Annotated in this window: 20 protein-coding genes; 8 read left to right on the top strand and 12 right to left on the bottom strand. The window is 73.0% G+C overall.

Translation table 11 applies throughout. From position 1 onward, the window contains the following. The first annotated feature begins 101 nt into the window (after window positions 1-101). From HD597_RS13855 to HD597_RS13845, 3 genes are read left to right on the top strand one after another with little or no spacing between them, the layout of a single operon-like run. Complete coding sequence (locus tag HD597_RS13855) at window positions 102-1133, top strand: extracellular solute-binding protein (protein WP_253742440.1); 1032 nt, start codon at window positions 102-104, stop codon at window positions 1131-1133. Beyond that, window positions 1130-2818 carry an ABC transporter permease gene (locus HD597_RS13850; RefSeq protein WP_253742439.1) on the top strand — a complete coding sequence of 563 codons (1689 nt, stop codon included), beginning with the start codon at window positions 1130-1132 and terminating at the stop codon, window positions 2816-2818. Before HD597_RS13855 ends, HD597_RS13850 begins: the two co-directional genes overlap by 4 nt. 8 nt (window positions 2819-2826) lie before the next feature. Continuing rightward, window positions 2827-3957 (top strand): ABC transporter ATP-binding protein, encoded by a 1131-nt coding sequence (locus HD597_RS13845; RefSeq protein WP_253742438.1) that lies wholly within the window; start codon window positions 2827-2829, stop codon window positions 3955-3957. Between the two features lie 140 nt (window positions 3958-4097). Here HD597_RS13845 and HD597_RS13840 read toward each other — a convergent pair whose 3' ends face one another. The 10 genes from HD597_RS13840 to HD597_RS13795 form a co-directional block, all read right to left on the bottom strand. Further along, complete coding sequence (locus HD597_RS13840; RefSeq protein ID WP_253742437.1) at window positions 4098-5333, bottom strand: 2-hydroxyacyl-CoA dehydratase family protein; 1236 nt, start codon at window positions 5331-5333, stop codon at window positions 4098-4100. Next, window positions 5330-6325 carry a 2-hydroxyacyl-CoA dehydratase family protein gene (locus HD597_RS13835; protein WP_253742436.1) on the bottom strand — a complete coding sequence of 332 codons (996 nt, stop codon included), beginning with the start codon at window positions 6323-6325 and terminating at the stop codon, window positions 5330-5332. The genes HD597_RS13840 and HD597_RS13835 overlap by 4 nt, the downstream gene beginning before the upstream one ends. Before the next feature lie 166 nt (window positions 6326-6491). Next, on the bottom strand, window positions 6492-7730 hold the full coding sequence (locus HD597_RS13830; RefSeq protein WP_253742435.1) for a CaiB/BaiF CoA transferase family protein: 1239 nt from the start codon (window positions 7728-7730) through the stop codon (window positions 6492-6494). Next, window positions 7723-8844, bottom strand: a complete 1122-nt coding sequence (locus tag HD597_RS13825) for a CapA family protein (RefSeq protein WP_253742434.1) — start codon at window positions 8842-8844, stop codon at window positions 7723-7725. Before HD597_RS13825 ends, HD597_RS13830 begins: the two co-directional genes overlap by 8 nt. Further along, window positions 8841-9659 (bottom strand): amino acid ABC transporter ATP-binding protein, encoded by an 819-nt coding sequence (locus tag HD597_RS13820; protein WP_253742433.1) that lies wholly within the window; start codon window positions 9657-9659, stop codon window positions 8841-8843. Before HD597_RS13820 ends, HD597_RS13825 begins: the two co-directional genes overlap by 4 nt. Further along, window positions 9656-10516 (bottom strand): amino acid ABC transporter permease, encoded by an 861-nt coding sequence (locus HD597_RS13815; protein WP_253742432.1) that lies wholly within the window; start codon window positions 10514-10516, stop codon window positions 9656-9658. Before HD597_RS13815 ends, HD597_RS13820 begins: the two co-directional genes overlap by 4 nt. Window positions 10517-10524: 8 nt before the next feature. Continuing rightward, on the bottom strand, window positions 10525-11418 hold the full coding sequence (locus HD597_RS13810; protein ID WP_253742431.1) for a transporter substrate-binding domain-containing protein: 894 nt from the start codon (window positions 11416-11418) through the stop codon (window positions 10525-10527). 168 nt (window positions 11419-11586) lie between these two features. Next, window positions 11587-12510: a PaaX family transcriptional regulator gene (locus HD597_RS13805; RefSeq protein WP_253742430.1), complete on the bottom strand. Its 924-nt coding sequence runs from the start codon at window positions 12508-12510 to the stop codon at window positions 11587-11589. A 57-nt stretch (window positions 12511-12567) separates the two neighbouring features. Continuing rightward, complete coding sequence (locus tag HD597_RS13800) at window positions 12568-13773, bottom strand: cytochrome P450 (RefSeq protein WP_253742429.1); 1206 nt, start codon at window positions 13771-13773, stop codon at window positions 12568-12570. Next, entirely contained in the window at window positions 13770-14993 is a 1224-nt protein-coding gene (locus HD597_RS13795; protein ID WP_253742428.1) for a cytochrome P450, read from the bottom strand. Before HD597_RS13795 ends, HD597_RS13800 begins: the two co-directional genes overlap by 4 nt. A 249-nt stretch (window positions 14994-15242) precedes the next feature. Between HD597_RS13795 and HD597_RS13790 the strand changes: the two genes are divergently transcribed. Next, window positions 15243-15431, top strand: a complete 189-nt coding sequence (locus HD597_RS13790; protein ID WP_253742427.1) for a hypothetical protein — start codon at window positions 15243-15245, stop codon at window positions 15429-15431. A 343-nt stretch (window positions 15432-15774) separates the two neighbouring features. Here HD597_RS13790 and HD597_RS13785 read toward each other — a convergent pair whose 3' ends face one another. Next, complete coding sequence (locus tag HD597_RS13785; RefSeq protein ID WP_253742426.1) at window positions 15775-17331, bottom strand: carboxylesterase/lipase family protein; 1557 nt, start codon at window positions 17329-17331, stop codon at window positions 15775-15777. Beyond that, window positions 17328-18269 carry an MBL fold metallo-hydrolase gene (locus HD597_RS13780; RefSeq protein WP_253742425.1) on the bottom strand — a complete coding sequence of 314 codons (942 nt, stop codon included), beginning with the start codon at window positions 18267-18269 and terminating at the stop codon, window positions 17328-17330. Before HD597_RS13780 ends, HD597_RS13785 begins: the two co-directional genes overlap by 4 nt. Before the next feature lie 214 nt (window positions 18270-18483). On the opposite strand from HD597_RS13780, the gene HD597_RS13775 reads away from it, so the two are divergent. From HD597_RS13775 to HD597_RS13760, 4 genes are all read left to right on the top strand, one after another. Continuing rightward, window positions 18484-21399: an AAA family ATPase gene (locus HD597_RS13775; protein WP_253742424.1), complete on the top strand. Its 2916-nt coding sequence runs from the start codon at window positions 18484-18486 to the stop codon at window positions 21397-21399. 508 nt (window positions 21400-21907) lie between these two features. Further along, window positions 21908-23647, top strand: a complete 1740-nt coding sequence (locus tag HD597_RS13770; RefSeq protein ID WP_253742423.1) for an ABC transporter family substrate-binding protein — start codon at window positions 21908-21910, stop codon at window positions 23645-23647. An 88-nt stretch (window positions 23648-23735) separates the two neighbouring features. Next, window positions 23736-25244: an ABC transporter permease gene (locus HD597_RS13765; protein WP_253742422.1), complete on the top strand. Its 1509-nt coding sequence runs from the start codon at window positions 23736-23738 to the stop codon at window positions 25242-25244. Window positions 25245-25276: 32 nt separating this feature from the next. Continuing rightward, window positions 25277-26245 (top strand): ABC transporter permease, encoded by a 969-nt coding sequence (locus tag HD597_RS13760; RefSeq protein WP_253742421.1) that lies wholly within the window; start codon window positions 25277-25279, stop codon window positions 26243-26245. Window position 26246: the final 1 nt, after the last annotated feature.

The raw sequence follows: 26246 nt of genomic DNA, 5'->3' as shown, positions 1-26246 counted from the left end.
GTTGCGCACATTTCGAACGGCATATCATTTACGGTCGATGAAGCTTGTGTTACATATATGGGAATCCTCCGGGCGCGACCCTCCTGATTACCGGAGACATCATGAAATTTCGGCTTCACCCCGCCGCCATCGCCTGCGCCGTCCTGCTCCTGGCCGCCGGCTGCGGCTCCTCCGGCACGGGCGGCGGCGCGTCCGTCCCCGCCGACGCCTCTCCCGCCCTGCGCACGCTCATCGAGGCGGCGCAGAAGGAGGGCGAGCTGGTCTGGTACAGCGTCCCGGCGGAGAACATCGCCAAGGCCGTCTCCGACGACTTCACCGCCAGGTACGGCATCAAGGTCAAGTTCATCCGGCTGACCTCCAGCGACCTGGCCCAGCGCTTCGCCGCCGAGGCCGAGAGCGGCAAGCCTGCCGCCGACCTGTTCGTGGGCTCCTACACGCCGTTCGTGCCCGAGGCGCTGGGCAAGGGCTGGACGGTCAAGCTCGCCGAGGCGGGCATCCCCGGCTATCCCGGCGGCCTGCCCGAGAAGTACCTGCTGCCCGACGCCGGGACCGCGGTGATCCAGATCCAGCCGACCGGCATCGCGGTGAACACCCAGCAGGGCGGCGACGCGATCAAGGACTGGCAGGACCTCCTCGACCCGAGGTGGAAGGGCAGGATCATCCTGGTGGATCCGCGGACGTCGGCCGCGTACACCCCGTTCTGGAACCTCATCGTCAAGGAGTACGGCGAGGAGTACCTGACCAGGCTCAAGGCGCAGCAGCCCGTGGTGGCCCCCGGAGCCGCGCCGGCGACGCAGCAGCTCGCGGCGGGCGAGGCGGCCATCGTCATGCCGGGCGTGCAGTCCATCGCCGACGACCTCAAGGGCAAGGGCGCGCCCGTCGGGTTCGTGCAGCCGCCCGCCTCGACCGGGCCGGAGATCGTGCCGGGGCTGGCCGCCAAGGCGGCCCATCCCCACGCGGCGCGGTTGTTCGTGCACTACCTGATGAGCGCCGAGGGCAACCGGAAGCTCAACGCGGTCCCGGGCTCCGGCTCGCCGCTCGACCCGGCCACCCTGCCCGCCCGCTACACCTTCAACAGGGAGCTGTCGGGCACCCCCGCCGAGCGCATCACCACCCTGCTGGGCCTCACGTGATCAGGCGCTTCACCCCTTTCCAGGTCGCCGGGACGCTGCTGGCGCTCGCGCTCGGCGCGCTGGCGGTCTACCCGCTCGCCCTGGTGGTGGTCCGGCCGTTCGTCACCGACGGCCGGCTCGACCTGACGCCGATCCGCGACACGCTCGCCCAGGCCGGGCTGGGCACCCTGCTCTGGCACACCGCGGTGGTGGTGGGCGGCAGCGGGCTGGCGGCGATGGTGATCGGCTCGGCCCTGGCCTGGGCGAACGAGCGCACCGACGCCCGCATGGGGCTGCTCACCGACGTCGTGCCGCTGGTGCCGTTCCTGCTGCCGCCGATCGCGGGCGCGATCGGCTGGTCGCTGCTCGGCTCGGAACGCTCCGGCTACCTCAACCAGCTCCTGCGGCTCGGCGCCGGCGGGACCGAGGGCCCGATCGACATCCACTCCTGGTACGGCCTGATCTTCGTCTACACCATCTACCAGGTCCCGTACGTCTTCATGATCGTCTCGGCGGGCCTGCGGAACACCGACGCCGCCATGGAGGAGCAGTCGCGGGTGAGCGGCGCGGGCCCGCTGCGCACCCTGCGCCGGATCTCGCTGCCCGCCGTGCGGCCGAGCCTGGGCGCGGCCGGGCTGCTCATGGTGTGGACCGGGTTCGGGCTGTTCTCCATCCCGGCGATCCTGGCCCCGCAGGCCGATCTGGACATCCTGTCGGTGCGGGTGGTGCAGCTGCTGTCGTTCACCTACCCGCCTGAGACCGGCGTGGCGGTGAGCCTGAACCTCGTCGTCATGCTGGTCATCACCCTCGTCTGGTACGCCCAGACCCGGCTGCTGCGCGGCTCCCGCAGCGCGGGCCTGGGCGGCAGGGGCGCCCGGGCCCGCCCGCTGCGGCTGGGCCGGTGGCGCGGGCCGGTGCGGGGGCTGATCGTGGCGTACCTCGCGCTGACGTCGGCGCTGCCGCTCGGCGCCCTGGTGCTGGTGTCGCTGACCGGCTTCTGGAGCGGCACCGTCGACTGGGCGCGGCTCAACCTGGACGCGGTCACGCGCACGCTCACCGACACCGCCACCCAGGAGGCGCTGCTCAACAGCCTGCTGCTGGGAGCGGTGTGCGCGACCATCGGGGTGCTGGCGGCGGCGGTGGTGTCGGTGCTGGTCAGACGGTCGGGACGGGCCACGGGGATGCTGGTGGACGCCGCGATCAAGTTCCCGCCCACGCTGTCGCACCTGGTCATCGCGGTCGGGTTCGTGCTGGCGTTCAGCGGGGCGCCGTTTCATCTGGGCGGCACGCTGTGGATCCTCGTGCTCGCGTACGTGTCGCTGCACATGCCGCAGGCCACCACCGCCTCGGACGCGGCGGCCGGCCAGGTCGCGCCCGAGCTCACCGACGCCTCCAGGATCAGCGGCGCCGGGCAGGCACGCACCTTCCGCCGGATCACCCTGCCGCTGATGGCGCCGGGGCTGCTGGCCGGGTGGGCGCTGCTGTTCGTCACCATCGCCGGTGACATCAGCGCCTCGGCGATCCTGGCCGGCACCGGCAACGAGGTGGTGGGCTTCCGCATCCTGGAGGTGTTCGCCAACGGCGACTACGCCATGCTCGGCGCGATCTCGATCCTGCTGACGCTGACCACCTCGCTGGTCGTGCTCCCCGTCACCTGGTACGCGCGGCGGCGCGGCGCCTCTCCCCTTTCCCGAACCCGGCTCTGAGGACTTCGATGCAGGAGACCACCATGGCCCGGCGGGCCACCACGACGTCCGTCGTCCGGCTCGACGGGGTCCGCAAGCACTTCCGGCGGGCCGACCGCACCCTCGCGGCGGCCGTGGACGGCGTGTCCCTGGAGGTGGCCGCGGCCGAGATCCTCGTGCTGCTGGGGCCGAGCGGCTGCGGCAAGACGACGCTGCTGCGCTCCGTAGCCGGCCTGGAACGGCCGGACGCGGGGCTGGTGGAGATCGGTGGCCGGGCCGTCTTCGACGCGGCGCGCGGGCTGGACGTCCCGCCGGAGCGGCGGGGGCTGAGCATGATGTTCCAGTCGTACGCGCTGTGGCCGCACCTGTCCGCCTTCGACAACGTGGCCTACCCGCTGCTCAGCCGGCGCGGCGGCCGTCCGGCCAGGGACGAGGTCGCCGCCCGCGTCGGACAGGCGCTGGAGCTGGTGGGCATCCCCGAGCTGGCCCGGCAGCACCCCGGCGAGATGAGCGGCGGCCAGCAGCAGCGGGTGGCCCTGGCGCGGGCGCTGGTGGCCGGGGACGGGCTGATCCTGTTCGACGAGCCGCTGTCCAACGTGGACGCCAAGGTGCGCGAGCGGCTGCGCGTGGAGCTGCTGGCCATGCAGCGCAGGCTCGGCTTCGCCGCCGTGTACGTCACCCACGACCAGACCGAGGCGATGGAGCTGGCCTCCCGCATCGCCGTCATGCGGGACGGGCGGGTCGAGCAGCTCGGGCCGCCGCGCGAGATCTACGACCGGCCCGCCAGCCGGTACGTGGCGTCCTTCGTCGGCATCGCCAACGAGATCCCCGGCGAGGTGGCGGAGGTCTCGGGCGAGCGGGCCGTGCTGCGCACCCCGTACGGGGCGCTGACCGGGGTGGCGGGGCCGGGGCTGCGGACCGGCGCGGCGGGGGTGGCGATCTGGCGGCCCGAGCACGGCCGGATGAGCGGGGGCGAGCCGGACGTGGCGAACCGGTGGCGGGCCCGGCGGCGGATCTCGATGTTCGCCGGGCCGCACCTTGAGCATCACCTCGACAGTGAGGGGGTGGCGTGCCGGTTGTGGTCGGACGGGTCGGAGGGCGAGGCGGAGGAGGTGTGGGTGGGCGTGGCCCCTGAGCGGCTGCGCATACTGCCCGCGTAGGGTGACCGCCCGCGTAGGGCGCCTGCGCGGGCGGGTGGCTGCGCGCACGGGTGGCTGCGCGCACGGGTGGCTGCGCGCACGGGTGGCTGCGCGCACGGGTGGCTGCGCGCACGGGTGGCGCGGACGGTGCGGGGCGGACCTCAGCGCAGGACGACGTCCTCCAGCCAGCGGCCGATGCGAGCGGCCACCCGGTCGCCGTCGTAGGTGCGGGCGTCGACGTTGTCGGCCTCGATCTCGACGACCGGGAAGCCCGCCGACTCCAGCGCCCGCGCGGTGAAGTAGCTGCCGCGCGGGTCGTCGGAGACCAGGTGCACCACCCCGTCGACGCCGTGCAGCCTGGCCTCCTTGACGTACCACTCGCTGGACCACGGCGGGGTGTAGAGCTGGTCGGTGAAGGCGGCGAAACGAGCGGCCAGGGCGCGCATCGGGTCGTCGCCGTGCCGGATGTAGCCGTCGGCGGCGATGGCCAGGTACATCGACCAGACGAAGACGGCGCCGTACTCGTCCTGGAAGCGCTGGTAGAAGCCCATGTCGTACCAGAGGCCGCGGCCGATCCACATCAGCCGGGCGCGCTCGCCCGGGCAGGCCGCGTGCCCGGCGGCCACGCGTTCGCGCACCTCGTCGTGGAAGCGGCGGGCGGCGTCGCGGGCCCATCCCGTGCCGCGGTGCCACTGCGGCAGCATGACGCCGGGGATGCCGTCGGCGACGGAGATCGGGGCGGGCCGCGTGCGGGCGATGAGGTCGCGGGTCCGCCTGTTCCACTCCTCCTGCTCGTTGGCCAGGGCCATCACCTCGCGGAAACGGGACTCGCGGAAGCGCCTGCCGGTGGTGGTCTCCAGGAACCTGACGAGGCTCTCCAGCTCGGCGGTGAGCAGGTCGAGCCGGGCCGGGCCGATGGCCTCCTCCCAGCGGTGCGGCATCAGCTCCCACCAGTCGGCCGGCACCTCGTTCTCGGCCGCGCTCTCCAGGGGGTAGAAGGTGACGCCGGGCTCGCCGCCCCAGAGGTCGAAGATCTTGCGGGTGACGTCGCCGGAGGCGTCGCCGACCACGATGGCGGGCTTGGGCAGACCGCCCCACGGGCCCTCCTCCGGGTCGAGGGCGGAGGCGAGGGTGAGCGCGTTGTACTGCTCGGAGTTGTCAGGCAGGCCGCGCCGCCGCAGCAGCTCCAGGTAGTGGCCGGAGCGCTGCTTGGCGGCGACGACCGAGGCCCACCACTGGCTGACGACGTACGGGATGTCCATGACGCGGAAGATCTCGTGCGGCACGTCGGCGTTGACCACGGCCAGCGGCTCTCCCGCCGCCACCCGCGCACGCAGGCCGGCGAACCACTCGCGCTGGTACCGGCTCGCCTCGGTGGCCGTCGCGAGCCTCTTCACGCGTCCTCCTTGCGCAGCGCGGCCAGGTCGGCGCGGCCGTACTCCTGGCGGTCCAGCAGCACGGCCGGGATGTCGAGCGCGGCCCGTTGCGCCGCGAAGTCCCAGGCCGGGGCGTCGTCGCCGGTCCTGGCGTAGGCGACGAACAGCTCGGCGCGGCAGCGGCGGACGGCCATGGCCGCGTGGGCGGCGCGTTGCGCGGCGGTCGCGCGGTGGGCGGTCGGGCCGTGCTCGTGATAGTGCTCGGCGAGCGCGTCCAGGCCACCGGCGCCGACGCGGCGCTCGGCCTGGAGGTCGCCGAACGAGTGGTCCTCGCCGACGATCACGTGACCGTCCGCCTCGATCGCCTCGTACACGTCCGGGGTGTCGTGGTCGGAGCCGCTGAGGAACACCCGCCGCCCGTGCCGCTCGGGCAGCCGGTCGGATTGAGCCAGCAGCTCCCGCAGCCGGGCGAGGTGCTCGGCGAGGGGAAGGGCGGCGTTGGCCGCGGCCAGGAACTCGGCGCCGGTCAGCCGGGCGGGCACGGCACGCCGCAACCCGGCGACGGCGGCCAGCAGGCGGCGGCGCTCATCGTGCGCCCCGATCGCGGCGGCAGGATCGACAGGACGGCCGGTCCACGCGCGCAGGCGGGCCGCGAACTCGCCGATCCTGCGCCGGTTGTAGCGGGCGGTGGTGCGGTGCGGCAGGTGCAGGACGTCCACCAGGTACGCCTCCGGCACCCCCGCCCCCGGCTCGATCCGCCGCAGCTCCCGCAGAGCGTAGAAGAGCCGCAGCGACGCCTCGCAGTCATGGGAGACGACGACCCGCTCCAGCTCGCCGAACGCCCCGGTCAGCAGCCGGGTGAGGATCGACCGGGCCATCGGGTCCACGCCCCGGCCCAGGTACCGGTCCCCGAGCGCGGAGTCGCCGCCCGGATCGCCGGTGAGCCGCACGGCGTGGAACCCGGCGGCGGTCAGCAACTCGACGGGCACATCCGCGCCGACGTAGCCCGCCACGGGCCCGCCGGGCTCGCGGTCCCCCGCTGGACCGCCACCGGCAGCGCCCGCAACGGACGCGACTCCACGAGCACCGGCAGCGCTCAAGCCGGGCGCGGCGCCCTGTCCGGAGGGGCGTCGCGGTCGGGCGTAGGCCGCCTGAAGTGCCGCCAGGGCCGGGACCACGTCAGATCACCCCGTCCTCGGCCAGCGCTTTCAGCTCGTCGTCGGTGTAGCCGAGCAGCCCGCCGTAGATCTCGGCGTTGTGCTCCCCGAGCCCGGGCGCGGGCCCGTCGAGCGCGGCCTCGGCGGCCGAGAAGCGGATCGGCACGCCGGTCCCCACCAGCCCCGCCACGTCCCCGTGACGCGGGTGCTCCAGGGGCACCACCTCCGCCCGTTCGAGCACGATCGGGTCGCGTACGGCGGCGACGGGGTCGCGGACCTCGGCGGCGGGCACCCCGTGCCGGGCGAGCAGGCCGAGGACCTCGGCGAGGGGCCGGTCGGCGGCCCAGGCCGCGACCGTCCCGTGCAGCTCGCCCGCGCCCGCCACGCGCGCGTCGCGGGTGGCGAAGCGCGGGTCGGCGGCCAGCTCGGGCCGGTCCATGGCGGCGAACAGGCCGCGCGCGAAGGCGTCGGTCGGCCCGCACAGCGCGAACCAGCCGTCCGCCGCCGGGAACGTGCCGAACGGCGCCAGCCGGGGCACGGTGGCGCCGGTGCGGGCGGGCAGGCCGAGCCGTTCGTAGGCGTCGAACGGCTCGCAGGCGACCAGCGAGGTGAGCGCGCCCAGCATGGAGACGTCCACGTGCTGCCCGCGCCCGGTGGCGTCGGCCTGGATGACGGCGGCCAGCGTGCCGATCACCGCGTAGAGCGGGGCGAGCAGGTCGCCCACGGGCAGCCCGAAGCGGACGGGCGGCTCGCCCGGCGCGCCGGCGGTCATCATCACGCCGCTGAGCGCCTGCACGATCGTGTCCATCGCCTTGCCCGAACCCGGCCCGCCCTGCGCGCCGAAGCCGCTGATGGAGGTGCACACGATGCGCGGGTTGATCGCGCTCGCCCAGTCGTGGCCGATGCCGAGCCGGGCCGTGACGCCCGCGCTGTAGTTGTCCACCATGACGTCGGCCGCCCGTACCAGCCCGGCGAGCACGTCCCGCGCCGCCGGGTGTTTCAGGTTGAGGGTGACGCCGTGCTTGTTGCGGCCGCGCAGCAGCATCGACACCGACATGTCGTCCGGCTCGCGCCTGACCGCGGTGAGGCCGTCCGCGCCGACGTACGGCGAGTTGCCGCGGGAGCTGTCGCCGCCGGTCAGCGGGTTCTCCACCTTGATGACGCGGGCGCCGAGCCCGGCCAGCAGGAGGGTGGCGTACGGTCCGGCGAGCGCGGTCGTGAGGTCGATCACCGTGCGTCCCGTCAGGGGCCCCTCAGCCACGCAGCACCACCTCGCCGCCCTCCCAGGCGAACCCGGTCGCCAGGCCGGCGCGCCGCGTGATGTCCTCGACGTACGCCGCCACCCGCCGCCCCCGCTCCGAGTCGCCGAGCGGCAGCGGACGGCCGGCGTCGTCGATCCAGCACGGCACGAACCCGGCCGAGACGAGGCCGCCGCGGTCGAAGCGGCAGACGGCGATGGCGGTGTTCCTGCTCTCCGGGTGGAAGGGGTAGAACGGCATGGCCGGGTCGGGGGCGAAGCCGTACAGCTCCTTGCGGCGGCGCGCCCAGTCGGCCCGCTCCCCCGCGTCGCCGGCAGCGGGCGTCAGGGCGTGGGTGACGGTGACGAAGTTTCCCAGGCCGTGATAGATGGGGCGGCCCCGGTACATCTCGATGCCGCGCATGATGTGCGCGTGGTGAGCGAACACGGCGTGCGCGCCGGCGTCGATCGCGGCGCGGGCGACGGGTTTCTCGTACATGGCCAGCGCGGCGGGGGTGTGGCCGACGCCCTTGTGCAGCGACACCAGCACGACGTCCGCCTCGGCCGACAGCGCGGCCACGTCGGCGGCCATGCGTTCCAGGTGGGCGGGGTCGGCGAAGGTGTAGACGGTGGGCGGGCCGCCGGGGCTGGCGTGGTCGAGCTCGTAGTGGGTGAGGACCTTGATGTACGCGCAGCCGGGCTTGCGGGTGGTGGCCCAGGACTCGCGCGGGCCGACGCAGTTGTAGCTGAGCACGCCGACGCGCAGCCCGCCGCGCTCGACCAGGGCGGGGCCGCGGGCCTCGTCGAGGGTGAGGCCCGCGCCGGTGGTGGCGAGTCCGGCCTCGGCGGCGTGCTTGACGGTGTCGGCCACGCCCTGGTCGCCGGCGTCGTAGACGTGGTTGCCCGCGAGGGTCACGACGTGGAAGCCGGCCTCGGCGATCGCGGCCAGGGCGGCGGGGTCGGCGGGCGGGGCGGGCACGTCGGTGCTGACCTGGGCCGTGGAGGTGCTGTGCGGCACCTCGACGTGGCCGATCACCACGTCGCCGCGCGCGAGGACGTCCCTGGCGGGGGCGAAGAAGGACGCGGGGCCGGGCTCGTCCACGACCAGGTCGCCGACGGACATCACGGTGACGGTCATCGGGCGTTCTCCTCCTGCAGCGTCCGTTCGTCCGGGACCTCTCGTACGCGTTCCTGCGAGAAGCGCGACAGGAAGGCGCGCAGGCGCGGCGACCCGGGACGGTCGAAGATCTCCTCGGGCGTGCCGGTCTCGACGACGCGCCCGTGCTCCATGAAGACGCAGCGGTCGGCGACCTCGCGGGCGAAGCTCATCTCGTGCGTGACGATGATCATGGTCATGCCGCCGGCGGCCAGGTCGCGGACGACGCTCAGCACCTCGTCCACCAGCTCGGGGTCCAGCGCGCTGGTCGGCTCGTCGAACAGCATGATCCGGGGGCCGGTGGCCAGGGCGCGGGCGATGGCGACACGCTGCTGCTGGCCGCCGGAGAGCTGCCCCGGATGGGCGTCCGCCTTGCCGGCCAGCCCCACCCGCTCCAGCAGGCGCAGCGCCTCCTCGCGGGCCCGGCCGGTCGTGCGGCCGTGCACGGCGACCTGCGCCTCGGTGAGGTTGCGCAGCACGCTCCAGTGGGCGAACAGGTTGAACTGCTGGAAGACCATGCCCATGCGGCCGCGCTGGGCCGCCACCCGCCGGTCCGGCAGGGGGCGCAGGTGGCCGCGGTGGAACTCGTGGCCGAGCAGCTCGCCGTCGAGGTACATGGCGCCGCCGTCGATCGCCTCGAGCTGGTGGACGCAGCGCACCAGGGTCGACTTGCCGGACCCGGACGGGCCGATCACGGTGACGACCTCGCCTTCGTGCACGTCCAGGCTCACCCCGTCGAGCGCCACGTGGTCGCCGAAGCGCTTGCGCACGTTCCGCACGCTGAGGACCGGCTTCACCGCCGCCCCCTTCCGAAGTGCCGCTCCAGGCGCCGCTGGCCGAGCGACAGGACGGTGACCACCGCCAGGTACCAGGCGCAGGCGACGATGAGCAGCGGCACGATCTGGTAAGTCCGGTTGTAGATCACCTGCACGGAGTAGAGCAGATCGGCCATCGCGATCACGCTGACCAGCGAGGTGCCCTTGAGCAGGCTGATGAACTGGCTGCCGGTGGGCGGGATGATCACGCGCATGGCCTGCAGGAGCACGACCTTGACGAAGCTCTGCCGCGCGGTGAAGCCCATCGCGCGGGCCGCGTCGCGCTGGCCGCCGTCCACGGCCAGGATCCCGGCGCGGACGATCTCGGCCATGTACGCCGCCTCGTGCAGCGTGAGCCCCAGGAGGGCGGCGGTCAGCGAGCCGATCACCGTGTTCGTCGGCCACGAGGCGAACGTCGGCCCGAACGGGATGCCGAGTGAGATGCGCGGCAGCAGGTAGCCGAGGTTGAACCAGAAGATGAGCTGCACCAGCGGCGGGATGCCGCGGAAGAACGCCACGTAGCCGCCGCACGCCCACGCGACCGGCTTGAACCCGCTGAGCCGCCCGGCGGCGAGCAGCACGCCCAGCCCGCCGCCCAGCGTCATGGCGATGACGGTGAGCAGCAGCGACACGCCGAGCCCCGCCAGGATGTTGGGGTCGAGCAGGTACTCGGCGACGACCGGCCACTCGAAGCGCGGGTTGCTGACCAGGAACCAGCCGAGCTGGGCGGCGAGCACGAGCAGGACGGCTCCGGCCAGCCAGCGCAGCGGGCGCACCCTCGGGCGGGCGGCGGCGACGTCGGCGAGCCCGCTCACCGGCCCGCTCACTGTGCCGCTCACTGGGCCGCTCACTGGGCCGCCGCGGTGTTCAGCCTGGGCTCGTCCACGGTCACGTTCTGCAGGCCGTACTTGTCGACGATCCGCTGGTACTCGCCGTTCCTGAAGATCTCCTTGAACGCCTCCAGCATGACCGGCCCCAGGCCGCTCGACTTGGGCACCAGCATGGCGAGCTGGTCGACGCCGGCGCCCTGCTCGTCGGTCTGCGTCACGTACGTGAAGGCGTCCTTCTCCTTGGCCATCGCGTCGATCGCGGCGCTCTCGGTCATGCCGGCGGCGTCGGCGCGGCCGGACTTGGCGGCCAGGATCGTGCCGTTGGTGTCGGCCAGGCCGACGAAGGCGAGAGCCGGTCTGCCCTGCCCCGCGCACCACTCGCTCAGGCGCTTGGCCTGGTCCTCCACGACGCTGCCCGCGGTGCCTGCGACGCGCTTGCCGCACAGGTCCGCGGAGCTCTTGACGGCGGCCGGGCCCGCCTTCGGGATGAGGTAGGAGGTGCGGCTGACCATCCAGACGATGGCGTCGAACTGCTTCTCGCGCTCGGCGGTGTCCTTGACGGGGCCGTTGAAGGCGTCGTAGCGGGAGGCGAGCATGCCGGACAGCGCGGCGGGCAGGCCGTTGACGATCGAGATCTCGGTGCGGACTCCCAGCACCTTGCCGAGGGCGTCCTGCAGATCCTTGTCGATGCCGGTCACCGTCTTCCCGTCGTTGCCGACGATTCGGTAGGGCGGGTGGGAATCCCCGGCGAATCGGATGACGCCCGCTTCCTTGATGGCATCGGGTAGGCGGCCGGAGAGGGCCGTTCCGCCGGCCGGTCCTGTCGTCTCGCCGCCGTTCCCGCCGCAGGCCGCGGCGGTGGCGAGGGTCAGGGCCGCCGTGGCCGCGCGGGTGATCCTGGGCAATCTCATGATGGTCCTCCGGAACCCGGATCATGCTGCAACAGGCGTTGCGATCGTGCGAATTAATGTCACATCTACGACTGCACGTCTGTCAAGGGGTCCCGGTGCGGAGAGGGGAAACGGGCACGCCTCGCTCACGAGCGCCCGCGGGCGCGCCGACGCGGCGGCGGGCCGCGGCTAGCGGGGGGAGAGGATCAGGCTGGTGCGGTGGTGGGCCACCAGCTCGGCCAGGCCGGGGTCGAACTCGGCGACGATCTGCCTGACGCGGAACTCCGCGAGCGTGCCCAGGGTGTCGTAGATCTCCACGAACACGTCCCTGGCCGCGCTCCTGGGCCAGCCGTCGGGCAGCAGCTCGGCGGGCAGGTCGGGGTCGTGGTTGGGGAACGTGCGCCAGGTGTCCATGATCCCCGTACGCGCCACCAGGGCCTCGGAGGCGCCCACCGTCCCGTTGCGGACGCGGGCCAGCAGCGGCGAGTACTGCGCCACGAACCCCTCGTAGGTGCGGCGGAGCTGGTCGAAGTCCCACGCCTCCTGCGGCGCCCGCATGCCGGCCAGGTCGAGGGCCTGGGCACGGAAGATCGTGGACGTGGGCACCTCCAGCTCGGCGAGCACGGCCGCGGCGTCGTCGGCGTCCGCCCTGGGGGAGACCCAGAGCCCGTCGTACAGGGGGGCGAAGCCGAGCCAGCGCAGCCGCGAACGCAGCGCGTGCCTCAGGTCGCGCTGCTCCTCCGAGATCGAGAACGCGGCGAGCACCCAGGTCCCGTCCCAGGCGCCCTGCTCCAGCCCGAACGACATGATCCGCTGCCGGCCGTCGAGCAGCACCGCGGCGGCCCGGTCGGTGAGCCGGTAGTAGGTGCGCCGCCCCACCTTGGACGACTCCAGCAGGTCCCGCCGCGCCAGCCGCGACAGCGCCGCGCGGGCGGCCACCGCCGACACGCCGAACTCCTCCGCCAGCCGCACCAGCGCCGCCGACGGGAGCTGCTCGGACCGGCTGATCCAGTAGTCGCCCAGCAACGTGGTGATCAGATGCTGCGGAGGCGCGCCCACCTGGAAACGCGGAAGGTCGACGCCGCCTGCCTCGGTCCATGCACCGTCAGTCACCGTAGGAGTATATGGATAACGCTTACGCATACGCACGCAATCGATTCGTCGTACATCTCAGGCCGGGCGGAGTCGTACGGGGACGGACACCGCGCCGATCTCGGGCATCCGCGCGCTCTCGACTGGGCCGTCGAGCTCGATCGCGGAGGTGCGCCGGAGCAGCTCCTCCAGGGCGAGGCGCATCGACAGCCGGGCCAGCGGCATGCCGGCGCAGGCGTGCCGGCCGCGCCCGAAGGCCAGGTGCGCCGCGATGTTGGGGCGTGCCAGGACGAACGCATCGGGGTCGGGGAAGACCGTCCCGTCCCGGTTCGCGGAGGCGTAGACGAGGGTGACCGGCTCGCCCGGGCGGATCCGCCGCCCGTGCAGCTCGATCTCCGCGCTGACCGTACGGGCGAAGCCGCGGTAGGGCGTGAACAGGCGCAGGAACTCCTCCAGCGCGGCCGGCAGCAACTCGGGGCGCGCCCGCAGCCCGGCCTGCAGCTCCGGGTGCCGCGCCAGGTGGGCGCAGACGGAGCCGAGCAGGACGGGCGGCGCGACCATGCCCACGACCAGGCACTGGCGCAGCGCGCCGACGATGTGCTCCTCCTCCAGCGGCCGTCCTTCCGGCCGTTCGGACAGCAGCGAGGCGGCCGGGTCCTCCTCCACCGGGCGCGGCGACGCGCGGCGGTCGCGCACCAGGTCGCGGGCCATCGCGTACATGCGCTCGCTGGTCTCGTCCACCACCTCGCGGTCCAGGGCGCGCCAGGCGCGCACCCAGCGGGCGGCGGTGGCGGCCAGCTCCGGGGCCAGGTCCGGGTCGAGGTTGAGCCACTCGGTGGTGACCCAGGCGGGGAACCGGGCGCCGAACCCCTGCGCGACGTCGCCGCCGCCGCGCTCGACGAGCGGGGTCAGCTCGCGGGCGGCGTGCGCGCGCAGCCGCGGCTCCAGGCGGGCGATGCGGGCGCGCTGGAGGGTGCGGTCGAGGGCTCTGCGGTACGGGGTGTGGGCGGGGGCGTCGTAGTTGAGCGGCGGGCGGCGCAGGCCCCGGGGGTCGCTCGGGACGACCGCGCGTACCGAGGAGATGAACGTCACCGGGTCGGCGGCCGCGGCGGCCACGTCGGCGTAGCGGGTCAGCGCCCAGAAGCCGCCGTACCTGCCGCTGCGGGCCAGGGGGCAGCAGGCGCGCAGCCGGGCGTACATCGCCAGGCTCTCCTCGGCGGAACCGGCCGCGGCGGGATCGAAGTCGTCCGGGACCTCGTGACCCGGCGACGGGCGGGAGGTCATCGGGGGGCCGCCGTGAAGCGCATCGGGACCGAGTTGGTGCCCCACTCGGCCCAGCTCGCCATCTTGATCTCGCCGCTCACCTCGAACGCCGACGTCCGCGCCAGCGCCTCCTCCAGCGTCGTGACCAGCATGAGGCGGGCCAGCGGGGCGCCGGGGCAGGTGTGCACGCCGGCGCCGAAGGCCAGGTGACGAGCCAGGTTCGGCCGGTCGAAGCGGAACGTCTCCCCGTCGGGGAAGACGCTCTCGTCCCGGTTGGCGGAGGTGTACACCAGTGCGATCGGCTCCCCCGCCTTGATGAGCCGGCCGCCGAACACCACGTCCCGCCGCGCGGTCCTGGCCATCCCCCGGTACGGCCCGTACAGCCGCAGGAACTCCTCCACCGCGGCCGGGATGCGGGACGGATCGGCGCGCAGCAGCCCGGCGAGCCCGGGATCGCCGCCGAGGTGCACGAACATGTTCCCGATGAAGACGCTCGGCGCCACCATCCCGGTCACCAGCAGCTGCCGGACGCAGCCGAGCACCATGTCCGGCGGCAGCGGCTCGCCCTCGTACTCGGCGGCCATGAGGGCGCTGGTGAGGTCCTGGCCGGGATCCATCGGGCGGGCCCGCCGCTCGTCGATCACCGCCTGCGCGATCTCGTACAGCCGGCGGCTCAGACGTACGACGTTATCCGTGTCGACGATCTGGATGGCCGCAACGTAAGCGGCGCTGATCTCCTTGATCAGCTCGGCCAGGTCGGTCGGCAGATTGAAGAACGCCGCGAACACGTGCGCCGGGAACTTCTGCGCGTAGGCGACCGAGACGTCACCCTCCCCCGCCTCGACGAGGGGCCGCAGCAACTGCACGGCGTACTCGCGCACCCGTGGCTCCAGCGCGGCGATCCTGTCCCGGGTGAAGAAGCGGTTGATGACCCGCCGGTAGGCCGTGTGCTCCGGCGGGTCGAGGTGCAGCGGCGGCCGGCGGCCGGTGAAGGCGAATCTCGGCACCGTGTTCTGCACGGACGTGGTGAACAGGTCACGGCCGTCGAGGACGCGCTTGACGTCGTCGTACCGGAACAGCGCCCAGAACCCGCCGTCGTAGGTGGTGCTGTGCGCGACCGGGCAGGACGAGCGCATCTCCCTGTACAGCGCGTGGGCGCTGGTGAAGGTCTCGGGGGCGCGGGGGTCGAAGTCGTGGGTGAGGTCGCGGTCGCGTCCGAGGTCCTGGTGTGGCGTGGTCATCACGGCCTTCCTCGCTCGTCAGAGGCTTCCTTGACCCTAGACATTTGTCATTACGTGCGTCAACGGAGCGACTAACTTCTCCATGCCCCGCGCCGGCCGGTCCCGCGCACAAGATGTGGTCATGCAGCCGCCGCCGATGATCACATCCGCCACCGTGGACGTGATCGAGGCCCTGACGGCCGACTGAACCCGCGCTGGGGGCTGAAGATCGTCAAGGCGACGGGCCGCTCCCCGGGGACCGTCTACCTCGTGCTCGACCGGCTGCTACGCGGCGGATGGGTGATCTCCACCTGGGAGGACGACTCCGCGCGCGCAGGGCCGCGCCGCCGCCTCTACCGGCTGAAGGAAGACGCCCTGCCCGCCGCGCGCCGCGCCGTCGCCCGGCGCGCCATCGCCCACCAGCCCGCCACCCAGCCGCTTCCCCACCCTGGCGTCTGAGACGAACCCGCTGACCAGAGGCCGGCCGACGGCGCGGGCGCGGCCGAGGCGGGGATCAGCCCGCTGTCCGTGGCGCTGGGCGCGCTCAGGGCCGCGCCGGCGACGAACCTGACCGGCCGTTCCGCCGCAGCGCTCGGCCTGACGCTCCCGGGGGCTGGGAGGACACCCTGGCAGCCGGGCAGGCGGGCCTGCCGAAGGGCCCGGCCCCCGAGCAGGGGCCGGGACGGAGGCGGCTGCTCGTGCCGGCCCTGCACGCCGTACGTGTGGTCCTGGCGGCGCTGCTGCTCCTCGTCCTGTTCAGGTGAGCGGCCCCGCCCTCTCCTGTCCCGATGGACGTCCTGGCCTAGACCCAGGCTCGGCGTTCCTCGCCGTGCGGGTCGTCCACCACGGCCCAGTCGGCGCCGATGCGCATGGTGGCGCGGCGGGCGGTGTCGTAGCGGGCCCAGCCGGGGTCGCCGGTGCGGGCGAAGGACACCCAGGCGGCGTGCATGCGGGGGGCCAGGTCCGCGGGCGGCTCGGCGGTTCCGAGCAGGGCCGCCGGGCCGCGTAGCCCGGGCAGAGCGGTCGCGTCGAAGACGAACGGCAGCTCGACGGCGTGGGCCGCGCCCAGCTCTCCGTTCAGGGCGTTCGAGCGCCACGCGAACGAGTACCGGTAGGTGGCGGCGTGCGCGGGTCCCGCCGCCGCGAGGTCGGCGTGTGCCGGCTGCGAGGCGTGCGCGCGTCGTGGACGCGCGGCCTGTGCGGCGTGTGCGTCGGCCAGGCGGTGGGTGCCCGTGCCGAACAGGGCGTCGCCCATGATGGCCGAGCGCAGCTCGCCGTGGGACGCCCCCGGGCGGGACCTGCGGTAGGTCTCGACGAGGCGGCCGGGGTCGGGGTGGGAGCGGGCCGCGGCGGCGTGCACGTCGGCGGCGGTCGAGGTGGACAGGCTCCCGAACGGGGCCAGGTAGAGGTTGCCCTCCTCGGTGTTCGTCCCGGCGAGCAGGTCCACGCCCGCGCCGCGCCCGGCGGCGACGGCGTCGGCGGGCTGCCGGTCGAGGACGACGCTGAACGGGCTGAGCCCGATGAGCGGGTCGCCGTGGGTCGCGGTCCGCAGGTCGATGCCCGACAATTCCGGCATGACCTCGACGAGCCGCTCGTCGGGGACACCCGCGAAGGCATCCGCGTGCGCCTCGATCCCCAGCGCCCGGGCCGCCGCGCGGGTCACGCGGGCGGCCTGCTCGGTGGTGAACGCCCCCAGCCCGCTGCCGCTCTGCACGATCGCCCGCCGGAACAGCCCTTCCGCCGCGGGATCCGCCAGCACGGCGCCGACGATCGTGGCGCCCGCGGACTGGCCGGACAACGTCACGTTGCCGGGGTCGCCGCCGAACGCGGCGATGTTCTCCCGCACCCAGCGCAGCGCGGCCAGCACGTCGAGCAGGCCCCGATTGCCGGGCGCGCCGGGGAGGTGCAGGAAGCCGGGGATGCCGAGCCGGTAGTTGAGGGTCACGAGGACGACGCCGTCGCGGGCGAAGGCGGCGCCGTCGTAGATCTCCGAACGGGTGGATCCCGCCACGAACCCGCCGCCGTGCACGAACACCATCACGGGCAGCCGCGCGCCGCCCGTCTCCGGCGTCCACACGTCGACGGTCAGGAAGTCCTCGCCGCGGACCCAGCCAGGCCCGAAGTACGGGCTCATGTCCACGTTGCCGAGCCGGCGCCCGGCCTGCGGCGCGGTGGGGCCCGGCGCGGTGGCGTCCCGCACGCCGTCCCACGGGTCGTGCGGGCGTGGGGCGGCGAACCGGGCGGCGCCGAGCGGCGGCGCGGCGTACGGGACGCCGAGGAAGGCCGTCGTCCCGTCGCCGCGCAGGCCACGCACGGCCCCCTTCGTGGTGGCGACGACGTCCGGCGTGCGGCGGTTCATCGGAGGTCCTTCCCGGCCGGTGCCGCGAACGGCGCCCAGCCCTTGACGGCGAACCCGCTCCCCTCGCGGGCCACCTCGGCGGCGCCGTGCCCGGCCAGGTGCGCCGGAACGACCAGGGCGCCGTGGTCGGCGGCCCAGCCGAGCACCTTGCGGCGGGTGGCGCGGGCGCCGGCGGGGTCCTCGCAGAAACAACTGTTCGTGTCCGGCTCCACGAACTGCACGGGCGTGTGCAGCATGTCGCCGACGAACACCGCGCGGTCCGCGCCCGATTCGAGCACGACCACGGCGGAGCCGGGCGTGTGCCCGGGCGCGGGCTCCAGGCGCAGGTTCGCGTCGATCCGGTACGCGTCCTCCCACAGCCTCGTCAGGCCCGCCTCGTGGACGGGGGCGACGCTGTCCTCGAACACGTTCTGGTTGCCCCGGCCGAGCAGCGGCTTGTGCTCGTTGGCCGGATTCCAGAAGTCGAAGTCGGCCCTGGAGATCAGGTAGGTGGCGTTGGGGAAGGTCGGCGTCCAGACGCGGCCGTCCAGGTAGGTGTTCCAGCCGACGTGGTCGACGTGGACGTGCGTGTTCACCACGATGTCCACGTCCTCGGGGCGGACGCCGGCGCGGGCCAGGTTGCCGAGGAAGTCGGTGTCGAGGTGGCTCCAGACCGGCGAGTACGGGCGCTCCTTGTGGTTGCCGACCCCTGTGTCGATGAGGATGTTCCTGCCCTCGCTGCGCAGCAGCCAGGTCTGGATCGCGGAGTTGACGATCCGCGTCTCCGGATCGACGAAGTGCGGCTCCAGCCAGGAGGAGTGCTCCTGCCAGGTCCGGGGTGAGCTGTCGGGGAAGAACGTGTCGGGCGTCAGGTCGACGGGGCCGCAGTACTCCCAGACGCGGGTGACGGTGACGTCACCGAGAGTGATCTGGTCGGGCGGTGAGGTGCCGAGGGGCATGAGGGTCCCTTCGTCGAAGAGTTTCGAGGGTTGCGGCCGCCCGTCCATGGTGCGGGGCCCGGGCGGGCCGGCGGTATGCGTCAGGTGACTGCATCCGGCGTCCCTGCTTGCGGGCCGGGCGGGCTGCTACTGTGACGCGAGGGGCACGGACCTGCGGCGACGCCCGCTTGTGTCCGGCCGGTCCGGTCAGGAGAGGCACGGTTCCTGGAGAGCTGTGGACGGGGGGAACGCCGCGTATCGGGCGGTCGGGCGGGATGGCGACGGCCGGGGCGCCGGAGACGTGGTCGTCGGGCGGGCTGCCGAGGTCGAGCGGATCTCCGGCCTGGTGGACGCCATCGCGGGTGGCGGCCGGCTGCTGGTGATCGCCGGTGCCGCCGGGGCAGGCAAGAGCACGCTGCTGGACGTCGCCGCGCGCGCTGCCGGGGCGGCGGCGTACCGCGTGCTGCGCGTGTCCGGGCGGGAGTCCGAGAGGGACCTGGCCTTCGCCGGGTTGCACCAGCTCCTGCGGCCGGTGCTGAGCGAGGCGGCCGCGCTGCCCGACCGGCAGCGGCGAGCCCTCCTGCACGCCCTCGGCTCGGAGCCGGACGCCGTCCCCGGCGCAACCCCGGAAACAGGCTACGGCGCAGGACCGGAAGCGGCGCTCGGCGGGCGGACCGCGTCCGGAGGCGGGCCTGATCTGCTGCTGGCCGGTGTCGCGGTGCTGTCGCTGCTGTCCAGGCTGGCCGGGCGGAGCCCGGTCATGGTCCTGGTGGACGACGCCCAGTGGCTCGACGCGGCCTCCGCCGACGTGCTCGCCTTCGCCGCCCGCAGGCTGGACGACGACCCTGTCGGCCTGCTGCTCGCCGTCCGCGACGGCGAGCCGCTGCCCGGCTTCGAGCCCGCGTACCCGACGCTCGCGCTGACGCCGCTGGGCGGCGAGGCGTCCGGGCGGCTGCTCGACCACCACGCGCCGGACCTGCCGCGCAGGGTGCGGGACCGGATCCTCGACCAGGCCGCGGGCAATCCGCTGGCGCTGCTCGAACTGGCGGAGACGGCGATCGCCGACCCCGGCGCCGTCCTCCGTGACGAGCACGGCCCGCTGCCGGTCGGCGAGCGTCTGGCCGCCCTGTACGCCGCCCGGCTGGCCGAGCTGCCGGAGGCCGGGCGGCGGGCCCTGCTGCTGCTGGCCGCCGCCGACGTGGCGGATCCCCCGGCCGCCGTCCTGGCGCTGCTGCCCGCCCCGGACCACACAGGCCCGGACCACACGGGCCTGGACGACAAGGTCCGGGTGGCCGTCGAGCAGTCCGGGCTGGTCCGCCGGACCGGCCGGGACCTGCGCTTCCGTCACCCCCTGATCCGCTCCGCCGTCTACCACGCCGTACCGCTCGACGCCCGCCTGGACGCGCACCGCGCCCTGGCCGGCGCCCTGCGCGGCGAGCCGGACCGCCGGGCCTGGCACCTGGCGGCGGCCACAGCTCGCCCGGACGCGGAGGTGGCGGCAGCCCTGGAGCGGACGGCGGGCAGGGCCATGCGCAGGGGCGGTCACGCCGCGGCGGCGAAGGCGCTGGCCCGCGCGGCGGAGCTGCACCCGGAGCCGGGCGACAGCGCGCGGCTGCTGGTCGCCGCCGCCGGCCTGGCCGTGCTCACCGGCGACCTGGACTGGGTGGAGGAGCTGGCCGGGCAGGCCCGCGCCCGTAGCGACGACCCGGCCGTGCACGCCGCCGCCGAGCTGCACGCGGGCCGGCTGGCCGCGCTGACCGGGCGGCACCCCGCCGTGTTCGCCGGGATGGCGCGGATCGCGGAGGACCTGGCGGGCACGCACCCGTCCATCGCCCTGGACGCGCTCACCACCGCCGCCGTGCTGCGCTTCTACTCGGGCGAGGAGTCCCAGCGGCGGGAGATCGACCGGATCCTGCCGCGCGTGGCCGTCGCCCCGGCGGACGAGCCGCTGCGCGACTGGGTGCGGATGGTGTCCGACCCGCTGGGCAGCAGGCGGGAGCTGGCCGCGCGGCTGCCGGCGATGATCGCCGCCGCCGCGGGCCGTCCGGAGCGGCTGACCGCGCTGGCCATCGCGGCCTGGCTGCTGGACGAGATCGCGCCGGCCGTGCGGGCCTTCGACGAGGCCGTACGCCTCTGGGAGGGCAGGGGGCCGCTGCCCGACGGCCTGGGCGGCGTCACGGCGCTGGCCTGGCTGGAGTACGGCCGGTGGGAGCAGGCCAGGGCGGTGTGCGCGGCCATCGCGGCCCTGCCCGCCACCGCCAGGAGCCTGCACCACGCGCGGGCGTGCGCGTACGCCGTCGACGCCATGGCCCTGGCCTTCCAGGGTGACGCGGCGGCGGCCCGCGAGCGTGCGGACGAGGCGCTGCGCCTGGTCGATCCGCTGGAGAGCCGGTCGGTCGCCGTGTACGCGCGACGCGCCCTGAGCGCCGCCGCGGCGGTCGAGGGCGACTACGAGACGGCCTACGAGCAGGTGCGGGCGGTCTTCGGCCACGACGGCGAGCCCGTCCACTACCACGCCTCCTATCCGGCGCTGCCGGAGCTCGCCGCCGCCGCGGCCCGCACCGGCCGCCGCGCCGAGGCCGCCGGGATCGTCGGGCGCGCGGCGCGGGCGCTCGCCCGGGACGGCTCACCGCGGCTGCGGGCGCTGGTACGGCGCAGCGCCGCGCTGCTCGCGGAGCCGGCGGACGCCGAGCCGGAGTTCCTGGCCGCGCTGGCCGGCCCCGCGCCGGAGCGCCGGCCGTTCGAGCACGCCCAGGCCCTGCTGGAGTACGCCGAGTGGCTGCGGCGGCGGCGCAGGATCGCCGAGGCGCGGCCCTTCCTCACGGCCGCGCACGACACCTTCCGGCGGCTGGGTGCGCGGCCATGGGCGGAACGCGCGCGGGCCGAGCTGCGGGCGGCCGGTCTGGACGTCAGCGCGGCGGAGCCGGCGGCCTTCGCCGAGCTGTCACCGCAACAGCAGCAGATCGTCAGGCTCGCCGCGCGCGGGCTGACCAACCGGGAGATCGGCGAGCGGCTCTTCCTCTCGCCGCGCACCGTCGGCTCCCACCTCTACCGCGCCTTTCCGAAACTGGGCGTCACCACCCGCGCGCAGCTTCGTGACCTGGTGGCGGCGGCGCCCCCGGATGAGCCTTTCGCCGGCCGTTACGGATGACCAAGAAAGGGCCGTTCAATTACGGAGCGGCACTGCCTGAATTCATTAAACAGTGATCTTTTCAGGAGGGTGCTGAAAGGGCCGGAAGAACGTCATGACGGCGAAGGGCGCGTTGAGCATGGCACGGGCCGGTACGCAGCCGCGCTCCGCGACGCGAATGGCGGCCGGGCGCCCGGCGGCCCCGCCGGGGCCGCGCACGGAAAGCCGCCTTATCAAGGCACGAAAGACCGCCTTTCGCCCTGGCCCTTTCAGGGATAAAAGCCCTTGCTGACAGGGGTTTCAGCCTCGCAACGGCTTTGGCGCAAACCCTGGCACAGAGGGCCCCCTCCTGTCTACAGTGTGGACAGCAAAAGTGGATTTCCCTGACATCTGATTACAGATCGGACAGACGACGATCTCAAGTTCGCAACAGTATGGACTCGGCTATTTGTCCGAAACGTTGGCCGGTGATCCTGTTGCGCATTAACCAGCAGCGCTGACCCTGATTCGGACACAAAGGAGAGCTGTCGTGACCCACAGGCGGAGACTTGGGAGATTCCTCACGGCGGTGACAGCAGGCGCGCTTCTGCTGTCCGCTTGCGGGCAGAGCGGCAACGAGGCGAGCAAACCGTCGACGCCGGCCACCACCGGCAGCGCCTCGGGGCAGACCATCACCTACGCCGGTGAGCAGGAGTTCAACTCCTACAACAGCATCGCCGTGAACAACCTGGTCAACAGCACGGCCATGCAGCGGGTGCTGCTCGGCTTCTGGTACTACGGCGAGAAGGGCGTGGTGACCCCCGACAAGGAGTTCGGCTCGTACACGAAGTCGTCGGACTCGCCGCTGACCGTCGACTACGAGTTCAACGCCCAGGGCGTCTGGTCCGACGGCAACCCGATCGACTGTGACGACGCCCTGCTGTACTGGGCGGCCAAGTCCGGCAAGATCAAGGGCTTCCAGGTCGACGGCACCACCGGCGTCGAGCTCGTCAAGGCCCCGGCGTGCAAGGCGGGCGACAAGAAGTTCACCTTCGAGTACTCCGAGCCGTTCGCCGACTGGGAGAGCAACGGCCCCGGCGCCGCCGACGTGCTGCCGGCCCACGTGGCGTACAAGGCCGCGGGCATGAGCGAGGCGGACTTCATCGCCGCGGTGCAGGCGGCGGACGCCGCGAAGCTCGAAGCGGTGATCAAGTTCTACAACGAGGGCTGGGTCATCGAGGGCGGCATCAAGGACATGTCCCTCTTCCCCGCCTCGGGCCCGTACAAGATCTCCGCCATGCAGGCGGGCCAGTCGCTGACCCTCAGCACCAACGACAAGTGGTGGGGCGCCAAGCCGGCGACGCCGACCATCGTCATGCGGGTCATCTCGCAGGAGGAGCAGGCCCAGGCCCTGCAGAACCGCGAGGTCAACCTGATCGAGCCGCAGCCGAACCCGGACCTGCTCGCCCAGCTCGAAGGCATGCAGGGCATCACCGTGAAGACCGGTGACGCCTACACCTACGAGCACCTGGACTTCAACTTCGACTCCAGCGACTTCAAGGACAAGACGCTGCGCGAGGCGTTCGCCAAGTGCGTGCCCCGGCAGCTCATCGTGGACAACCTGATCAAGCCGCTCGCGCCGCAGGCTCAGGTGCTGCAGGTTCGCAACACGCTGCCGTTCGAGGCCGACTACGCCACCGTCTCCCAGGGCAGCGGCTCGGAGGCCTACGCCCAGCCCGACATCGAGGGCGCCAAGGCGCTGCTGGAGAAGGCCGGCAAGGTCGGCATGGAAGTGAAGATCGGCCACAACCTGCCCAACCCGCGCCGTACGCAGGAGGTGCAGCTCATCGCCGACTCCTGCAACAAGGCGGGCTTCAAGATCACCGATGCCGGTGACGAGAAGTTCTTCGAGGCCGGCGGCCCCCTGGCCACCAACACCTACGACGTGGCGCTGTTCGCCTGGACCGGCTCGGCCGAGGTGAGCGGCTGGAGCTCGACCTACGCCACGGTCAAGGAGTGCAGCGAGGCCGGCAAGGAGAACAACAACGGCTGCTACTCCAACAAGGAGGTCGACGACCTCATCAAGAAGCTCAACGCCGAGGTCGACAAGAGCAAGCACCCGGCCATGATCGCCTCGATCGAGAAGGTGCTCTGGCAGGACCTGGCCACGATCCCGCTGTTCGCCCACCCGAACATGCTCGCCTGGGACGAGAAGCTGCAGAACATCGTGCCGAACCCGGCGCAGTCGTCCGTGACCTGGAACATGGACAAGTGGGCCCTGGCCCAGTAGCCGTCCGATCACTCTGAAACACCGGCGCGGAGCGGAGGACTCCCGGGTCCCCCGCTCCGCACCACTCTCGAACCAAGGGGGATAACGAGTGATCGCCTTCATCGCGCGAAGACTGATCGTCTCCTTCTTCGTGCTCCTGGCGGCCACCATGGTCATCTTCGGGCTGACGGCGCTCGCGGGCGACCCGCTGGAAGATCTGAGGGAGCTCCCGGGCCCGGACCGGGAGAGGAGGATGGCCGACCGCATCGAGCGGATGAACCTCGACGATCCCCTCCCGCTCAGGTACCTGTCCTGGCTCGGCAACCTGTTCCGCGGCGACCTCGGCGTCAACCGCGACGGCCAGGAGGTGGCGGTGCTGCTCGGCAGCGCCCTGTCGGCGACGCTGCAGCTCGTCGTGGCCGCCACCGTGCTCGCGGTCGTCATCGGCGTAATCGTGGGCATCGTCTCGGCGCTTCGGCAGTACAGCGCCTTCGACTACTCGGTCACCTTCACCGCCTTCGTCTGCTTCTCCCTCCCCCTCTTCTGGGTGGCGGTGATGCTGAAGCAGTACCTCGCGATCGAGTTCAACGACTGGCTGCGCGATCCCGTCATCCCGCCCGCCGTCATCGGCGTGGTCGCCCTGATCGGCGGGCTGATCTGGGGTGCGCTGTGGATCGGCGGCCGGCAGGCGCGGCTGGCCGCGTTCGGCCTCGGCGCCGCCGCCACCGCCCTGACGCTGACGCTGCTGTCGGTGACCCGCTGGTTCGCCGATCCCGGCATCGGCGTCGTCCTCCTGGCGGTCCTCGCGGGCGGCACGGCGGTCGGCATCACCGCGCTGATCTCCGGGCTGCGCTACCGCGATCCGCTCTACGCCGCCCTCTCGGCCGCGGGGATCGGCGTGATCCTCTCCCAGCTCCTGGATCCCGTGCTGGCCGATCCGAGCTGGCTGGAGATCTTCGGCCTGGCGCTGCTGACGGTGGCCGTCTGCGTGGGCCTCGGCTACGGCCTCGGCGGGCTCCTGCGCCGCCAGGCGATCCTGGCCTCCGTCCTGACGGGGCTGCTCACGGCCGGGCTGGTCTTCCTCGACCGCATGCTGCGCGGCTTCGCCGCCTACAGCGAGTACGTACGGGGCCGCCCGATCGCCACCATCGGCTCCAGCACCCCGAACTTCCAGGGTGACTTCTGGCAGACCAACCTGGACATGGCGGGCCACCTCCTGCTGCCGACCATGGCGCTGATCCTGATCTCGCTGGCCACCTACACGCGCTACAGCCGCTCCAGCATGCTCGAGGTGATGAACCTGGACTACGTGCGCACCGCGCGGGCCAAGGGGCTGCCCGAGCGCACGGTGGTCACCAAGCACGCCTTCCGCAACGGCATGATCCCGATCACCACGCTGATGGCCTTCGACTTCGCGGGCGTGATCGGCGGCGCGATCGTGACCGAGAACGTCTTCGGCTGGGAGGGCATGGGCAGCCTGTTCCTCCGGGGGCTGCAGGAGGTCGACCCGGCTCCGGTCATGGCGTTCTTCATCGTCTCCGGGAGCGCGATCGTGCTGTTCAACATGCTGGCCGACATCATCTACGCCTACCTCGACCCCCGGATCAGGCTGTCATGAGCGGGCAGTACACACCCACAGGAGAACCACCCATGGCGATCAGCGCGCAGGTCCCGGGGGCCGCGCAGGGCATGACCGTCGTCGCCCGCACCCAGAGCCAGCTCGTCCGCCGCCGCTTCTTCCGGCACCGGGCGGCGCTCATCGGCATGCTGGTCTTCGGCTCCGTCGTCCTGCTGGCGTTCACCTCCATCGGGTTCGGGCCCGTTCCGGGCTGGTGGGACAAGAGCTATCTGGCCACCGGATCGGTGGTCGACCAGGGCAGGCCGACGCTCAGCCTGGTGCCGCAGTTCCTGGGCGGCGAGGGCATCCGCTGGGGCGAGCACCCGTTCGGGCAGGACAACATCGGCATCGACTACTTCGCGCTCACCATGCGCGGCACCCAGCAGTCGATCATCGTGGCGTTCATCGTCGGCATCGTGGCCACGACGGTCGGCACGCTGGCGGGCGCCTTCGCCGGATATTTCAGGAAAAAGGTTGAAGCGATCCTCATGCGGCTCACCGACGTGATGATCACCATCCCGGTCCTGATCATCGCCGCCATCGTCGGCCGGTCGTTCGGCGACTCGGGCATCGTCATCCTGGCCGTCTGCATCGGCCTGGTGACCTGGCCCACGCTGAGCCGGCTGATCCGCGGCGAGTTCCTGTCGCTGCGCGAGAAGGAGTTCGTCGAGGCCGCGCGGGCACTGGGCACCTCCTCCCGCCGCATCATCTTCCGGCACATCCTGCCGAACACGGTCGGCGTCATCATCGTCAGCGCGACCCTGGCGGTCGCCAACGCGGTGCTGCTGGAGTCGGCGCTGTCCTTCCTCGGCGTCGGCGTGCAGCCGCCCGACGTCTCGCTCGGCCAGCTCATCGACACCTACCGCAGCGCGATGACGACCCGGCCGTGGCTGTTCTGGTGGCCCGGCGTGTTCATCATCGCGATCGCGCTGTCCATCAACTTCATCGGCGACGGTCTGCGCGACGCGTTCGACCCTCGACAGACCAGGGTGCGTGCCTGAC

Origin of the sequence: Nonomuraea thailandensis (genome assembly GCF_024172165.1) — a bacterium.
In the GTDB taxonomy this organism is placed as follows: Bacteria; Actinomycetota; Actinomycetes; order Streptosporangiales; family Streptosporangiaceae; genus Nonomuraea; species Nonomuraea thailandensis.
This window is presented reverse-complemented; position numbering and strand designations above follow the sequence as displayed.